4 protein-coding genes are annotated in these 16739 nt (G+C 73.7%); all 4 read right to left on the bottom strand.

Features of this window, described 5'->3' with window-relative positions; genetic code table 11:
- Positions 1-303 precede the first annotated feature (303 nt).
- The 4 genes from ABEB07_RS14980 to ABEB07_RS14965 all read right to left on the bottom strand — a co-directional run bounded on the left by ABEB07_RS14980 (position 304) and on the right by ABEB07_RS14965 (position 16637).
- Positions 304-2115, bottom strand: coding sequence for a BTAD domain-containing putative transcriptional regulator (locus ABEB07_RS14980; RefSeq protein ID WP_425589005.1), 1812 nt, complete (start codon positions 2113-2115; stop codon positions 304-306).
- 284 nt (positions 2116-2399) lie between these two features.
- Positions 2400-5315, bottom strand: a complete 2916-nt coding sequence (locus ABEB07_RS14975) for a non-ribosomal peptide synthetase (protein WP_345668760.1) — start codon at positions 5313-5315, stop codon at positions 2400-2402.
- The gene (locus ABEB07_RS14970; RefSeq protein WP_345668759.1) at positions 5312-16228 is read right to left on the bottom strand and encodes an amino acid adenylation domain-containing protein; all 10917 of its coding nucleotides are present in this window, start codon (positions 16226-16228) and stop codon (positions 5312-5314) included. The genes ABEB07_RS14975 and ABEB07_RS14970 overlap by 4 nt, the downstream gene beginning before the upstream one ends.
- A gap of 193 nt (positions 16229-16421) precedes the next feature.
- On the bottom strand, positions 16422-16637 hold the full coding sequence (locus ABEB07_RS14965) for an MbtH family protein (RefSeq protein WP_164585452.1): 216 nt from the start codon (positions 16635-16637) through the stop codon (positions 16422-16424).
- Positions 16638-16739 lie beyond the last annotated feature (102 nt).

Genomic DNA, 16739 nt, shown 5'->3' with positions numbered 1-16739 from the left:
TGACGGGCAGGAAAACACCGGTCGATTTCCGGTCGAGGAGGAGATGACTCCGCTCCCGGAAGGCTGAACGATAATGAGGGGAAAGCGCATTGCTCTAACGTGTGCCTCGGCATTCCACTCCATGGGGGGACGAAGAAATGACGAGCATCCGTGTGATCCACCCGCGCACCGCCCGGGCGTACGGCTCCGACGACGAGAGCTGGCACTAGGGCCTGAACGCTGACGCGTTCCACAGCACGGCGGCCGCGGGGCCGGACAGGCCCCGCGGCCGCCGTGTGTGTGCGGGTGGTCGCGGCGGGCCGGTCAGCCGGCCGCGGGGGACGAGGAGGAGACGCGGGGCGGCACGGGCTGCGCGGCGGCGAACAGTTGCACCAGCCCGTGGAAGCGGTAGAGGGGACGCCCGCGCAGGTCCACGCCGCACAGGTCGAGCAGCGCGCCGTCCACGAGTTCCTCCAGCCACTGCTCCGCGGCCGCCTCGTCCAGACCGAGGCGGCCGGATGCCCGGTGGGCGTGGAAGGGCTCGGCGCCGATGCCGGCGAGCCGCGCCAGCACCGTGCGGGCCGCCGCCGGCAGGGCGTGCAGCGACGGCTGGAGCGCCGTGGCCACGTCCATGCCGTCGAAGGACAGTTCGCGCAGCCGCAGCTCGGGCGCTGCCAGCCGCTGCGCGAGCCGGGCCACCGGCCAGAACGGGCGGGCGGTGAGCCGGCTGCCGACGATGCGCAGCGCCAGCGGCAGACCGCCGCAGTAGCCGATCAGGTCGTCCGTGGCGTCCGGTTCGGCGAGCAGCCGGGCCCGGCCGGCCGCGGCGGCCAGCAGATCGAGGGCGGCCGCGTCGGCGAGCGGCGCCAGCGCCAGGGTGCGGGCGCCGGTCACCTGGGTGAGTCTGGTGCGGCCGGTGATCAGCACCACGGCGTCCGGCAGGGCGGCCAGCAGCGGATCGAGCAGCCGCCCCTTGGCCGCGCCGTCCAGCACCACCAGCAGCCGGCGGCCCCGGGTGCGGGCCCGGCACAGCCGGACCAGGTCCTCGTACGTGGCGCGGTCGGCGCCCGGCCCGGCGGCGGGCCGCCCGGCGCCGGTCTCCCCAAGGCGCTCGCCGAGGTGCTCGCCGAGGTGTTCGCCGAGGTGTTCGCCGAGGTCGCGCAGGAGATCGGCGAGGACGTCGCGGGGGCGGCGGGGCCGGCCGTCCGCCTCCGACAGTTCGGCGAAGAGCCGCCCGTCGCCGAAGTCGTCGGCGGCCAGATGCGCGACGTGCACGGCCAGGGCCGTCTTGCCGACCCCCGCCATGCCGGTGACCAGCAGCCGGCCCGGCGCCCGCCCCGCCGCCGACTCGGCCAGCTGGGTGCGCAGCGCCCGTACGTCGCCGTCGCGGCCGACGAAACCGTCCACGTCCGGCGGCAGGGTGCTCGGGGTGCGGCCGGCGGCCGCAGGCTGCGGCACGGGCCGGGTGGCGCCGCCGGGACCGGGCCCGCGGGTGCCCTCCAGGATCGCCGCGTAGGTCGAGCCCAGCGCCTCGCCCGGGTCGATGCCCAGCTGCTCGGCGAGCAGCGAGCGGCCCTCGTAGTAGCTCTGGAGGGCGTCGCTCTGCCGGCCGCTGCGGTAGAGGGCGGTCATCAGCTGGGCGCGCAGCTTCTCGCGCAGCGGGTACTGGGCGACCATGCCGGTGAGTTCGGCGGTGAGCTGCTCGTGCCGGCCCAGCGCCAGATCGGCCTCGATCCGGCTCTCCAGGGCGTGCATCCGCGCCTCTTCCAGCTGCGGCAGCTCCGCGTCGGCCAGGTGCTCGGTGACGTTGGCGAGGGCGCCGCCGCGCCAGTGCCCGAGTGCCTCGGCGAGCAGCCGCCCCGCCTCCTGGTGGTGCTCGCGGGCCAGGGCGGCCCGGCCGAGCCGGTCGAGCCGCTCGAACTCCAGCAGGTCCACCGCGCTGTGCGGGGCCTGGAAGAGGTAGCCGGGCGGCCGCCGCTCGATGCGCACCTCGTCACCGAGCAGCTTCCGCAGCCGCGACATGTACGTGTAGATCTGGGCTCCGGAGGTGGCCGGCGGTTTCCAGCCCCAGAGCAGGAAGTTGAGTCTGCTGTCCGACACCACGCGGCCCCTGGCGAGCAGCAGGGCCGCCAGCACCGTGTGCACCTTGGAGCCCGAGAGCGGGATCCGTAAGCCGTTCCTGTGCGCTTCCACTGGGCCGAGGACTCGGAAGTCCATGCGACGCCCCCCCCGTCTGGCATGTATGAACGTCTGCTCGCGTAGAAGCTATGCGGGGCCTCCATTCTCGCGTTATCCGTTCGGTAACACCACCGGTTCCCGGCCGTGACGCCGCCGCGGTAGGCGGTGGCAGGCGGCGGGGCGCGGTGGCGGGACGCGGCGGCGGACGGCGGCGGCGGCAGGCGGCGGGGCGTCGCGGCGGGTCAGTCGTCGGCGACGACCAGCTCGCGGCCCAGGGACGCGGCGACCGCCTTGTGCACGTGCTTCCCGCCGTCGCCGTTGGTCAGCACCACGCAGCCGCTGCCGGACCGCAGCCGGACCGAGACCAGCGCGCGGAACCCGGCGGTCTGCCCGCCGTGCCCGAACTCCGGCTCGCCCAGCGACCCGTCGACGACCGTGCCCAGACCGTAGAAGCTGCCGGGGAAGGTCTCGGTGAGCATCTGCGTGGCCAGCGCGGCGGGCAGCAGGTCGGAGCAGCCCAGATGGGCCTGGCGGATCTCCACGGCGAGCTGGGCGACGTCGGCGGCGGTGGACCACAGGCCGCTGCCGGCCCGTACCGGCCGCACCCGGAAGCCGTCCAGCAGCGGCCGCCCGTGCTGGTCGTGGCCCCAGGCCCAGTCGTCGCGCGCCCCGGTCCCGTCCGGCGGCGGCGTGAAGGAGCTGTCCGCCATGGCGAGCGGCGCGAACACCAGTTCGTCCACCAGGTCGGGGAAGTCCCGGCCGGTGACGTCCATGAGCAGCCGTTCGGCCAGCGCCCACTGGCTGCCCGCCTTGCGGAACCGGACCCCCGGCTCGTCCTCGGCGGTGACGTCGTCCAGGACGGCGTCCAGATCCGGCATCGGCTCCCCGGGCCGCCACCAGGTGGCCGCGGCGCTGGAGAAGCCCGCCGTGTTCGACAGCAGGTGGCGCAGCGTGACCGGGGCGCCGGCCGGGGTGCGCGGCGCGCGCCGCCCGGCCAGGTAGCGGTCCAGGTCCGCGTCCAGGTCCAGGTCGCCGCGGGCGACCAGGCGCAGCGCCGCGAACGCGGTGACCTGCTTGCTGACGGACCCGGCCTGGAAGCGGGTGTGCAGCGTCACCGGCAGACCGCCGTCCGCCGACCGCACCCCGTGCGCCTGCACGCCCACCAGCCGGCCTTCCCTGAGCAGGGCCACCGCCGCGCCCGGCACCCGGTGCGCGGCCATGGTGCGGGTCAGGTCCTCGGCCGGCCCGGTCCGCACCACCCCCGTCGCCGACGCCGTTCCTGTCATCGCCCCGTCCTCCGCCGTGGTGCCGTCCGTGCCGCCGTTCGGCGCGGCGCCGCCGGGCAGGGCGCCGTCGAGGGCCTCGGCCAGGTCCTCGACGGTGTCGCTGTCCAGCAGCATCCGCAGGGTCAGGTCCAGCCCGGCCCGCCGGGCGGCCGCCATCACGTGCACGATCCGCATCGAGTCGGCACCCATGTCCTGGAGCCGGTCCGTCACGCCGACGCCGCTCACGCCCAGCACCTGGACGCAGATGTCGGCCAGCAGCTGTTCGGTGGCCGTGCGGGGGGCCACGTAGGGGCGGTCGGAGGCGAGGGCGGAGCGGCCGGGCGCGGGCAGCGCCGACCGGTCGACCTTGCCAGCCGCGTTCAGCGGCAGCGCCGGGAGCGGCACGAAGGCCGCGGGCACCATGTACGCCGGCAGGGTCGCCGACAGCCGGTCGCGCAGCGCCGCCGGATCCGGCCCCGCGCCGACCGCGCCGTTCCCGCCGTCCGCGCCGTCCGCACCGCCTGTGCCGCCGGTGCCCACGACGTATGCGATCAGCCACTTCTCGCCCTGCTCGTCGTCGCGGGCCACCACGGCGGCGTCCCGTACGTCCGCCCCGGCGCGCAGCACCTCCTCGATCTCGCCCAGCTCGATGCGGAAGCCGCGGATCTTGACCTGCGCGTCCACGCGCCCCAGGCATTCGAGCTGACCGTCGGTGCGGAACCGGGCCAGGTCGCCGGTGCGGTACATCCGGGAGCCCGGCGGCCCGCCGTACGGCTCCGGGAGGAACCGCTCGGCGGTGAGCGCCGGCCGGCCCGCGTAGCCGCGGGCCATGCCCGCGCCCGCCACGTACAGCTCGCCGACCACGCCCACGGGCACCGGCTGGTGCGCCGCGTCGAGCACGTAGGCGCGGTAGTTGGGCAGCGGCCGGCCGATCGGCACCGTCGTGTCGTCCGGCGTCAGATCGGCGCCGGTGCACCAGACGGTCGTCTCGGTCGGCCCGTACAGATTGCTCAACCGGCCGACGCGGTCCACCAGTTCGCGGGCCAGGTCGGGCGGGCACTCCTCGCCGGTGGTGACCGCGGTGACCGGCAGCCGGTCCATCCCCGCGGCCAGCAGCAGCTTCCACCCGGCCGGGGTGGCCTGCACGTGGGTGACGCCCTCGGCGGCGACGAGCCGCAGCTGCGCGGCCGGGTCGTGGGCCTCCTCGTCGTCGGCGAGCACCACCCGCCCGCCGGTGACCAGCGGCAGGTACAGCTCGGCCGTGGACACGTCGAAGGCGAGCGAGGTGGTCGCCAGCCAGCGGTGCTCCGGCTGCGAACGGTGCCAGCGGCGCATCGAGAACAGCACGTTGAGCAGCGCGTAGTGCCCGATCTGCACCCCCTTGGGGCGCCCGGTGGAACCGGACGTGAACAGGGTGTACGCCAGCCGGTGGGTGCGCGCCGGATCGTCCGGGTCGCGGTCCGCCGCCCGGTCGGGCGGGGTCGCCGGGCCGGCCGCGATCCGCTCGCGCTCCCGGTCCAGGTCCAGGATCTCGCCCCGGTGCCCGGCACCGAGCAGCCCGGCCCCGCCGCCGTCCGTCACCGTCAGCCGTGCTCCCGCCGTCTCCAGCATGTAGCGCAGCCGCTCGGCCGGCAGGGCGGTGTCCAGCGGCAGGTGGGAGCCGCCGGCCTTCCAGATGCCGAGCAGCACCGGCAGGGTGTCCGGCCCCCGGCGCAGCAGCACGCCGACCACCGACTCCGGTCCCACCCCGGCCTCCCGCAGCCGGTGGGCGACGCGGTTGGCCGCCTCGTCGAGCCGCCGGTAGGTGAGCCGGTGCCCGCCCGTCCGCACCGCGACGGCGTCGGGAGTGGCCGCGGCCTGCCCCTCGAACACCTCATGGACGTAGCGCCTCATTCCCACTCCATATCGGTGTCGTTGAAGTCGCCCAGGACCTGGGCCATCTCCGCCGTGGACAGAAGCGGGGCGTCCACGTCGCCGTCCGGGTCGGCGGCCATCGCCTCCAGGACCGCCCGGTACATCCCCGCCACCCGCTCCGCGTTGGCCCGGTCGAGACCGGTGCTGACCGCGCGCAGGACGAGCCGGCCCGGCACGTTGGCCACGGACAGCGTGAACTCGTTGGAGCTGTCCCCGGCGCCCGCCTGCACGTCCACCGCGCTGCCGACGGTCTGGTGGAAGTCCTGGTAGCGGTACATCACGTCGAACAGCCGCTTTCCGCCCGCCAGTTGCTGCACGGCCGGCAGCGGGTACCGGCGGTGCGGATACACCTCGGCCTCCCGGTCGAAGACCTGGCGCACCAGCTCGCGCCAGGTGCGCGCGGACCGGTCGTGCCCGAACGGCAGCGTGTTCAGATACATGCCGAACACCCGCTCGGCGCCCGGCGCTTCGGGACGCGCGCTGTAGACCACACCGGTGTGGAAGGCCGCCTCGCCGGTGACCGTGCTCAGCACCCTGAGGTGCGTGGCGAGGAGCACCGCCTTGAACGAGGTGTCGGTGGACCTGGCCAGCTCGCGCAGGGCCGGCTCGATGTCGCGGAAGTCCACGGACAGCTTGAAGTCCTCCCGCGGCCGGGTGATCCCGGCGCCCCACTCCTCCGGCAGCCGGCACGGCGCGTACCGGTCCACGACGCCCTGCCAGTAGGAACGGTCCTCGTCGGAGGCGAGCGAGTCCCGCTCGGCCGCGACGAAGTCGGCGTAGCGCACCGCCACCGCCTCCGGCTCCCGCGGCACGTTACCGGCCGCGTACGCCTGGTAGAGGTCCAGGACCTCCCGCAGCAGCGACTGCTGGCTCCAGCCCTCCGTGATGGCGTGGCAGTGGGTGAAGCCCAGGTGCCACGCCTCCTCCGACTCGACCAGGGCGGCGAGCCGCAGCAGCGGCGGCCGCTCCAGGTCGAACAGCGCGGCCCGCTCGGCGGCGATGTGCTCCTGGCGCGCCTCGGCGAACCGCTCCGCGTCCGCCGACCGCAGATCCTGCACGGTCACCTGCGGCTCGGCCGTCGGGTGCACCAGCTGCAACGGCACGGAGAAGTTCTCCAGGTCGAAGCCGGTACGCAGCATCTCGTGCCGCTCCACCACGGTCCGCGCCGCGCGGCGCAGGGCCTCCGCGTCGAACGGCCGTCCGTCGTTGATCCGGAAGGTGGCCGTGTTGTGGTACTTGTTCAGCCCGTCGTCGGCGAGCATCTCCACCAGCATGCCGAGCTGCATCCGCGCGACCGGGTACGCGTCCACCAGCCCGTCCGGCAGCCTCCCCCGGTCCTCCTCCCCGACCAGCACGAACCGCTCCACGGGACGGAACGCGTCGAGCGGCTCGCCGGCGCCGGTGAGGTTGGCGGCGAGGTTGGCGATGGTGCGGTGCTGGAAGACGTCGCGTACGGCGGCTTGGAAGCCTTCGGCGCGCAGGGCGCCGACGAGGGCGATGGCTTTGATGGAGTGTCCGCCGAGGTCGAAGAAGCTGTCTTCGACGCCGACGGTTTCGAGGCCGAGGACCTTGCTCCAGATGGCGGCGATGCGTTCTTCGGTGGGGGTGCGGGGTGCGGTGTGGGTGTCGGCGGTGTCGGTGTCGTCGGGGGAGGGGAGGGCGCGGTGGTCGAGTTTGCCGTTGGGGGTGAGGGGGAGGGCGTCGAGTTGGATGTAGGTGGTGGGGGTCATGTAGTCGGGCAGGGTGTCGGTGAGGTCGGGGATGTCGCCGACGATGTAGGCGATGAGGCGTTGGTCGTCGGTGGCGATGACGGCGGCGTCGGTGACCTGGGGGTGTGCGGTGAGGGCGGCGCGGATTTCGCCGAGTTCGATGCGGTAGCCGCGGATTTTGACCTGGTTGTCGATGCGGCCGAGGAATTCGACGCTGCCGTCGGTGCGCCAGCGGGCGAGGTCTCCGGTGCGGTAGAGGCGGCTGCCGGCGGGGCCGTAGGGGTCGGGCAGGAAGCGTTCGGCGGTGCGGGCGGGGTCTCCTGCGTATCCCCTCGCCACTCCGGTGCCGCCGACGTGGAGTTCGCCGACTGCTCCGACGGGGACGGGTTGGAGGTGGTGGTCGAGGATGCGCATGACCATGTTGGGCAGCGGTCGTCCGATGGGGACGACGCCCTCGAAGGGTTCGGTCAGCGGGTAGGTGCAGGTGCCGACGGTGGTTTCGGTGGGCCCGTATTCGTTGATGACCTGTCCGTCGCCGAGGATCTGCCGCCACCGCTCGACCAGTGAGCCGGGGAGTGCTTCGCCCGCGACGACGACCTTGCCGGTGAGGGTGCTGATCTGGGTGTCGGTGAGCTGGCCGGAGAGGATTTCGAGGTGGCCGGGGGTGAGCTTGATGAAGGAGAACGGTCCCGCGGCTGCCAGAGCCGTTCCCAGATCGGTGAGTTCGCCGTGGAACAGCCAGGTGCGCTGGCCTGTGACGAGGGGTGCCCATAGGTTGGGGACGACGAGGTCGAAGGCGGTGGAGGAGAAGACCGGTGCGCCGCCGGTTCCTGCCGTGGTGAGTTCTTGTGCCGCCCAGTGGATGTGGTTGGTGAGGTTGCGGTGGGTGACCTGGACGCCCTTGGGGCGGCCGGTGGAGCCGCTGGTGAAGATGGTGTAGGCGAGGGAGTCCGGGTCGGGCGCCGTCTCGGGCGCCGTGTCCGGCTGGTGGGAGTGGTCCTCGTCCACCCGTACGACGGGGACCGTGAACCGGTCGGCGTATGCCTTGGTCGTGAGGGCGGTCTGTACGCCGCCGTCGGCGACCATGCCCGCGATGCGTCCGGCGGGCAGCACCGGGTCCATCGGGACGTAACCCGCACCGGCCCGCCACACCGCCAGCAGCGCTACGACGAGGTCGGTCGAGCGGTCGAGGAGGACCGCCACGGAGGACTCCGTGCTCACGCCCGCTTCGCGCAGTGTGTGGGCCAGGCGGTTGGCCCGGGCGTCCAGTTCGGCGTACGTCAGTGTGGTGTCGCCCGAGGCGACCGCGACCGCGTCGGGCCGTTCGGTCGCCTGGCGGGCGATCAGCTCGGGTACCGACACGTCCGGCACCGCCGCCGCCGAGTCGTTCCACGTCATGAGGACGTGCTCCAGCTCGCCGTCCGGCAGGAACGCCTCGCGTGCGTCGCCGTCCACGTCCGTGGCGATGGCCTCCAGGACCGCCCGGTACATCGCCGCGAGCCGGTCCGCCGCCGTACGGCCGAGGACCGCCGGGTCGGTGGTGAGCAGCAGCCCGCTGCCGCGGGCGGCGATCGCCAGGCCGAACTCGGTGGCACCCTCGCCGTCGCCGGACTCGGTGTCGACCAGGTCGCTGTCGGCCTGGGCGTCGGAGAGGTCGAGGTAGCTGAAGCGGACGTCGAGGAGACGGGCGCCGTCGCCCAGTTCCCGCTGCATGACGGGCATCGGGAAGCGGCGGTGCGGCCAGAGTTCGGTCTCCTGCTGGAACACCTGGCGGATGAGCGCGGCCCAGGTGCGGGCGCCCCGCCGGTGGGCGAACGGCACCGTGTTGAGGTACATGCCGTAGACGCGCTCCGCGCCCTCCACCTCGGGGCGGCCGCTGGAGACGAGGCCGGTGCAGAACGCCTCCTCCACGGTGAGCTGGCTCATCACCTTCAGGTGCGCTGCGAGCAGCACCGCCTTCAGCGAGGTGCCCGTGGTGTGCGCGGCGGACCGCAGCGAGGCGGTGAGGTCGCCGAGCGGCACGTGCGTGGTCACGGCGTGGTCCCCGGGCTCCGGGGCGCCCCAGCCGGTGGGGAGTTCGAACTTGGCGTGCTCGGTGAGCACGTCCCGCCAGTAGGCGCGGTCCTCGTCCGAGTCGAGCGACGCCTGCTCGGCCGCCACGAAGTCCGCGTACCGGACCTCGGGCACGGCCACCTCGCGCAGCCGCTCGCCGGCCCGCAGGCGCAGGTAGCCCTCGACGATGTCGCTGAGGAGGTTGCGGTGGCTCCAGCCCTCCGTGATCGGGTGGCAGACGCTGACCGACAGCCACCACGCCTCGTCGGACTCGACCAGCGCGGAGACCCGCAGCAGCGGAGCGCGGTCGAGTGCGAAGGCGGTGGCGCGTTCGGTGACGATGTGCCTGCGGCGCGCCTCGGCCTGCTGCTCGGGGCTCAGGGCGCGCAGGTCGTGCACCGTCACGGGGAGGTCCGCCGAGGCGTGGATGAGCTGGAGCGGTACCGCGTACGTCTCCAGGTCGAAGGAGGCCCGCAGCATCTCGTGCCGGTCCACCACGGCCTGACCGGCGCGGCGCAGGGCGGCCACGTCGAACGGCCGCCCGTCCTTGATCCGGAACGTGGTGGTGTTGTGGTACTTGTTCCGCCCGTCGTCGGCGAGCATCTCGACCAGCATGCCGAGCTGCACCTGCGCCAGCGGATAGGCGTCCACCAGGCCCTCCGGCAGCCGCTCCCGGTCCTCGTCCCTGACCAGGGCGAACGGGGCGACGAGGGTGTCCTCGGTACCGGTGTCGGTGTCCTCGGCGCCGGTGAGGTTGGCGGCGAGGTTGGCGATGGTGCGGTGCTGGAAGACGTCGCGTACGGCGGCCTGGAAGCCTTCGGCGCGGAGGGCGCCGACGAGGGCGATGGCTTTGATGGAGTGTCCGCCGAGGTCGAAGAAGCTGTCTTCGACGCCGACGGTTTCCAGGCCGAGGACCTTGCTCCAGATGGCGGCGATGCGTTCTTCGGTGGGGGTGCGGGGTGCGGTGTGGGTGTCGGCGGTGTCGGTGTCGTCGGGGGTGGGGAGGGCGCGGTGGTCGAGTTTGCCGTTGGGGGTGAGGGGGAGGGCGTCGAGTTGGATGTAGGTGGTGGGGGTCATGTAGTCGGGCAGGGTGTCGGTGAGGTCGGGGATGTCGCCGACGATGTAGGCGATGAGGCGTTGGTCGTCGGTGGCGATGACGGCGGCGTCGGTGACCTCTGTGCTCGCGGTGAGGGCGGCGCGGATTTCGCCGAGTTCGATGCGGTAGCCGCGGATCTTGACTTGGTTGTCGATGCGGCCGAGGAATTCGACGCTGCCGTCGGTGCGCCAGCGGGCGAGGTCTCCGGTGCGGTAGAGGCGGCTGCCGGCGGGGCCGTAGGGGTCGGGGAGGAAGCGTTCGGCGGTGCGGGCGGGGTCGCCCGCGTAGCCGCGGGCTACTCCGGTGCCGCCGACGTGGAGTTCGCCGACTGCTCCGACGGGGACGGGTTGGAGGTGGTGGTCGAGGATGCGCATGACCATGTTGGGCAGGGGTCGTCCGATGGGGACGACGCCCTCGAAGGGTTCGGTCAGCGGGTAGGTGCAGGTGCCGACGGTGGTTTCGGTCGGCCCGTACTCGTTGATGACCTGTCCGTCGCCGAGGATCTGCCGCCACCGCTCCACCAGGGAGCCGGGGAGTGCTTCACCCGCGACGACGACCTTGCGGGTGAGGGTGCTGATCTGGGTGTCCGACAGCTGCCCGGACAGGATCTCCAAATGTCCGGGGGTGAGCTTGATGAACGAGAACGGTCCCGCGGCTGCCAGAGCCGTCCCCAGATCGGTCAGCTCACCGTGGAACAGCCAGGTGCGCTGGCCTGTGACCAGGGGTGCCCACAGGTTGGGGACGACGAGGTCGAAGGCGGTGGAGGAGAAGACCGGCGCGCCGCCCGAGCCCGCCGTGGTGAGTTCCTGTGCGGCCCAGTGGATGTGGTTGGTGAGGTTGCGGTGAGTGACCTGGACGCCCTTGGGGCGGCCGGTGGAGCCGCTGGTGAAGATGGTGTAGGCGAGGGTGTCCGGGTCGGGCACCGTCTCGGGCGCCGTGTCCGGCTGGTGGGAGTGGTCCTCGTCCACCCGCACCACAGGCACGGCGAACCGGTCGGCGTACGCCTGTGAGGTCACCGCCACCCGCGCCCCCGCGTCGGCGACCATGCCCGCGATCCGCGCGGCCGGGAGCACCGGGTCCATGGGAACGTAACCCGCGCCGGCCCGCCACACCGCCAGCAGCGACACGACAAGGTCCACAGAGCGGTCAAGCAGGACCGCCACCGAGGACTCCGCGCCGACACCTGCTTCGCGCAGCGCGTGTGCCAGGCGGTTGGCCCGGACGTCCAGCTCGGCGTACGTCAGCGTCGTGTCGCCCGAGGCGACCGCGACCGCGTCGGGCCGTTCGGTCGCCTGGCGTGCGATCAGCTCGGGTACGGACACGTCCGGGACCGCCGCCGCCGAGTCGTTCCACGACGTCAGGACGCGGTCGCGTTCGCCGTCCGGGAGGAAGACCTCCTGGGCGTCGCCGTCCACGTCGGCGGCCATGGACTCCAGCACCGCCCGGTACATCGCCGCGAGCCGGTCCACCGCCGCGCGGCCGAGGTAGTGGCGCTGGGCCGTGATCACCATGAAGCCGGCCCGGGTGGAGACGCCGAGCGGGAACTCGGTGGGGCTGTCGTCGATCGTGGCCGGGTAGTCGACCAGGTCCTGGTCGACCTGGCGGAAGTTCTGGTAGCTGAACCGGACGTTGACGAGGCGTCCGCCGGCGCCGAGTTCGCGCTGCATGGCGCCGAGCGGGAAGCGGCGGTGCGGCCAGACCGAGATCTCCTGGTCGAAGACCCGCCGGACCAGGTCCCGCCAGGTGCGCGCGTCGCGCCGGTGGGCGAAGGGCAGCGGGTTGAGGTAGACGCCGTAGACGCGCTCCGCGCCGGCGGCCTCCGGGCGGGCGTTGGTGACGAGGCCGGTGAAGAAGGCTTCCTCGGGGGTGAGCTGGCTCATCACCTTCAGGTGCGCCGCGTGCAGCACGCTCTTGATGGGCGCTTTGGCCTGGGTGGCGAGGGCGCGCAGCCCGGCCTCCAGGTCGTGGTAGGGCACCCAGGACCGGTTGAGGCCGCTCGGGGTGTTTGTCGGGTCGTCGCCGAGGCCGCCGGGGATCTCGAAGGGCGCGTGCTCGGCGAGGACGTCCCGCCAGTAGGCGCGGTCCTCGTCGGCGGCGAGCGACTCCAGTTCGGCGGCGACGAAGTCCGCGTACCGGACGGCGGGCGCGTCCGTCTCGGGCAGGGGCTCGCCGGTGCGCAGGGCGTGGTAGGTGGTGACCAGCTCCATCAGGAGGGAGTGGTGGCTCCAGCCCTCCAGGACGGCGTGGCACTCGGTGAGGGTCAGCCACCAGGAGCCGTCGTCGCAGGCGTGGCCGGTGAAGCGGACCAGGGGCGCGCGGGTCAGGTCGAAGAGGTGGGTGCGCTCCTCGGCCATGTAGGCGCGCAGCGACCGCTCGACGGCGTCCGGGTCGAGGCCGGTGAGGTCCCGTGCGGTGACGGCGGTGGTCACGGCGTCGGCCGGGTGCACCAGCTGGAGCGGGACGGAGTAGCCCTCGATGGCGAAGGAGGAGCGCAGGATCTCGTGCCGGGCGAGGACGGTGTCCACGGTCCGCTGGAGGACCTCCGGGTCCAGGGGGTGGTCGTCCAGGATCCGGAAGCAGGTGGAGTTGTGGTAGTGGTTGCGGCCGTCGTCGGCGAGCATCTCCACGACCATGCCGAGCTGCACCTGCGCCAGCGGATAGGCGTCCGCCAGGCCCTCCGGCAGCCGCTCGCGGTCCTCGTCCGCGATCAGGGCGAACGGGGCGACGGGCGGGCGCGGTGCGGCGGGGGCGGGGCGGCCGGTGGCGAAGGTGACGAGTTCCGCGGGGGTGCGGTGCTCGAAGACGTCGCGGACGGTGACGTCGTACTCGCCGCCGCGCAACGCGCCGACGAGGGCGACGGCGCGCAGCGAGTCGCCGCCGAGGTCGAAGAAGTTGTCCTCCACGCCGACGGTCTCCACGCCGAGGACGTCGCGCCAGACGGCGACCATCTCCTCCTCGGCCGGGGTGCGCGGCGCGACGTGCACGGCGTCGACGCCGAGCGCCCCGCGGTCGGGGGTGGGCAGGGCGGCCTGGTCCAGCTTGCCGTTGACGGTGAGCGGGATGCGGCCGACGACGAGGAACGCGGCCGGGATCATGTACGCGGGCAGGCTGCGGGCGAGCAGGGCGCGCAGTTCGCTGGGCGCGGCCACGGCGTCGCCGGTGGGCACGACGTAGGCGATCAGGCGGCGGTCGCCGGGGGTGTCCTCGCGGGCGACCACGACGGCGTCGCGGACCCGCGGGTGGGTGGTGAGCGCGGCCTTGATCTCGCCGAGTTCGATGCGGTGGCCGCGGATCTTGACCTGGTGGTCGATGCGGCCCAGGTAGTCGAGGCTGCCGTCGGGCCGCCGGGAGGCGAGGTCACCGCTGCGGTAGAGGCGGGTGCCGGGGACGCCGTACGGGTCGGGGACGAAGCGCTCGGCGGTGAGGGCGGGCCGGCCCAGGTACATGAGGGCGACGCCCGGGCCGCCGACGTGGATCTCGCCGGGCACGCCGACCGGGACGAGTTCGCCGTGCGGGCCGAACAGGTGGACCTGGAGGTCGGGCAGCGGCACGCCGATCGGGTTGCCGGTGTCGGAGTCCAGGTCGGCCTCGGTGACCAGGTGGAACGTGGTGTGCACGCAGGTCTCGGTGATGCCGTACAGGTTGGTGAGGGCGGTGCGGTCCAGGCCGCGGCGCTCCACCCAGGGCCGCAGGGCGGGCACGTCGAGCCGTTCGCCACCGAAGGAGACGACGCGCAGGGCGAGTTCGCCGATCAGCGGGTGGTCCTCGGCGGCCAGGGCGACCAGGCCGCGGAAGGCGGACGGGGTCTGGTTGAGGACGGTGACCCGCTCGGCGGCGAGCAGCCGCAGGAACTCCTCGGGCGACCGGGAGGTCTCCGGCGGTACGACGACGAGCCGTCCGCCGTGCATCAGGGCGCCCCAGATCTCCCACACCGACATGTCGAAGGCGTACGAGTGGAAGAGGGCCCACACGTCGTGCTCGCCGAAGCCGTAGTACCGCTCGGTGGTGCTGAACAGGCGCAGCACGTTGGTGTGGCTGAGGCCGACGCCCTTGGGGCGGCCGGTGGAGCCGGAGGTGTAGATGGCGTAGATCAGGTCGCCGGGGGTGGCGCCGGAGTGCGGGTCCTCGGCGGGCCGGGCGGCCAGTTCGGCGGCCTGCCCGGGGTCGTCCAGGACGACGAGGCGGCCGGGTATCGCGCCGCCCAGGTGGTCGGCGTGGCCGACGGTGGTGACGACGAGGTCGGCGCCCGCGTCCTGGAGCGTGTACGCGATCCGGTCGGCGGGGTGCTGCGGGTCCAGCGGGAGGTAGCCGGCGCCGGACTTCAGCACGGCGAGCAGGGTGGGCACGAGGTGCGGTCCGCGGTCGAGCAGGACGCCGACCAGGCGGCCGGGGCCGGCGCCGAGGGAGCGCAGGTGGTGGGCGAGCCGGTTGGCGCGGGTGTTCAGCTCGGCGTAGGTGAGGCGTTCGGCGCCGCAGACGACGGCGACGGCGTCGGGGGTGGCGGCGGCCCGCTCGGCGACCCGTTCGTGGACGCAGCGGGTGGGCGCGTCGAAGGTGTGGACCTCGGGCAGCAGGGCGGCGAGGTCGGCGGCGTCGAGCATGTCCAGGCGGGACAGGGGGCGGTCGGGGTCGGCGGCGGCCGACTCCAGCAGTCGCACCAGGTGCCGGGCCATGCGCTCGACGGTGCCGCGGTCGTACAGGGCGGTGCTGTACTCCAGCGTCCCGGTCACCGAGCCGTCGTCGCTCTCGCGCAGCTGGAGGGTGAGGTCGAAGCGGGAGACGCGGGAGGTCGCGGTCAGGGCCTCGGCGTCTACGCCGGGCAGGGCGAAGCCGGTGGCGCGTTCGCGGTGCATGGTGAACGCGACCTGGCACAGCGGGGTGCGCGACAGGTCGCGGACCGGGGCCAGCTCGTCCACCAGGCGGGCGAAGGGGAACTCCTGGTGGTCGAAGGCGTCCAGGACGCATCCGCGGGCGCCGGTGACCAGCTCCCGGAAGGTGGGGTCGCCCTGCCAGCTGCCGCGCAGCACCAGGGTGTTGATGCCGTAGCCGATGAGCCCTTCCAGCTCGGGCCGGTTGCGGCCGGAGACCACGGTGCCGACGGCGATGTCGTCGCGGCCGGTGTAGCGCGACAGCAGACCCTGGTAGCCGGCGAGGAGGGTGTGGAAGAGGGTCGCGCCGTGCGCCGCGCCGACATCCCGCAGCCGGGCGGCGAGCGGGGCGGGCAGGTGTACGGGCACGGCGTCGCCGGCGTAGGAGCGGGTGGCGGGGCGGCGCCGGTCGGCCGGCACCTCCAGCGGGTCGAGGCCGGCCAGGCGCTCGCGCCAGTGGTCGAGCTGGTGGTCGAGCGCGCCGCTGTCGAGGCGGCGGCGCTGCCAGGCCGCGTAGTCGGCGTACTGGACCGGCAGCGGGGCCAGCGGTGACGGCTCGCCCCGGCCGAACGCCTCGTAGAGCGCGGCGAGTTCGGACAGGAACAGGCCGACGGACCACTCGTCGCAGGCCACGTGGTGGAAGACGACGACCAGCAGGTGGTCCTCGGCGTCGACGCGGATCAGCCGGGCCCGCAGCGGCGCGCCCTCGGCCAGGTCGAAGGGGCGGCCCGGTTCCGCCTCGGCCAGCGCACGGGCCCGCCGCTCCCGCTCGGCGGGCGTGCCGCCGCCGGTGAGGTCGTCGACGGGCAGGTCGAACGGGCCGGGCGCGTCGATCAGCTGGACGGGGTCGGCGCCGTCGAGGCCGTAGCGGGTGCGCAGGATCTCGTGGCGGGCCACCAGCTCCTCGAAGCCGCGGCGCAGCAGGCCGGTGTCGACCGGTCCGCGCAGCCGGAGCGCCACCGGGACGCTGTACTCCCAGCTGTCCGGGTCGAGCCGGCTGAGGAACCACATCTGCTGCTGCCCGTGGGAGAGGGCCAGCGGGCCGTCCCTGCCGATCGCGGTGACGGCGGCCCGCCGCCCGCCGCGGCCGCCGGCGAGCCGGGCCCGCACCAGTTCCTCGCGCCTGCTGTCGACCTGTCCGTCCGTGCCAACTTCGCCCGTAGCCATGCTGAGCGCCCCTCCCGACCTTCGTTCGAACGACGTGCTGCGTGTGCTGACTGCTGTCTGCTGCCTGCTGGGTGATCGCGGTGCGGCGCCGGCGCCGGCACGGCGGCCGTGCGGCACGGCCGGCCCCGGTGGGACGAGCCGCCGGGGCCGCCCGCTGCCGCTCGCGCCTCCTGCCGTGCCCGGGCGGCAGCCCTCAGGCGGCCGTCTCGTCCATGCGGCGGCGCAGGCTGGCCGGACGGAGGTCCGTCCAGAGTTCCTCGATCCGCTGGAGGCAGTGCTCGCGCGGACCCTCGGTGCCCTCGGCGTGCCAGCCGGCCGGGAGTTCGCGGTGCGCGTCCCAGATCGAGTACTGCTCCTCGTCGTTCAGGACGACCCGGTAGGTGCGGTGGTCGGTCTGCTCGTCAGCCATGACGGTGCCCCTTCTGTGGTCGGATGCCCGCTCAGCGTCGGACGGCGAGCTATATCGGGGCTCTTACGGGCTCTCTTTTGCACCTGCGGGCCACCGCGGCCG

This window comes from Streptomyces similanensis (assembly GCF_039543625.1).
In the GTDB taxonomy this organism is placed as follows: Bacteria; Actinomycetota; Actinomycetes; order Streptomycetales; family Streptomycetaceae; genus Streptomyces; species Streptomyces similanensis.
The sequence above is the reverse complement of the archived record's forward strand: the minus strand, read 5'-3'. Positions and strand labels throughout refer to the sequence as shown.

Coding starts and splice junctions, on each gene's coding strand:
- ABEB07_RS14975 (WP_345668760.1), bottom strand. CDS start 5,315: ATGAGGCGCTACGTCCATGAGGTGTTCGAGGGGCAGGCCGCGGCCACT.
- ABEB07_RS14970 (WP_345668759.1), bottom strand. CDS start 16,228: ATGGCTACGGGCGAAGTTGGCACGGACGGACAGGTCGACAGCAGGCGC.
- ABEB07_RS14965 (WP_164585452.1), bottom strand. CDS start 16,637: ATGGCTGACGAGCAGACCGACCACCGCACCTACCGGGTCGTCCTGAAC.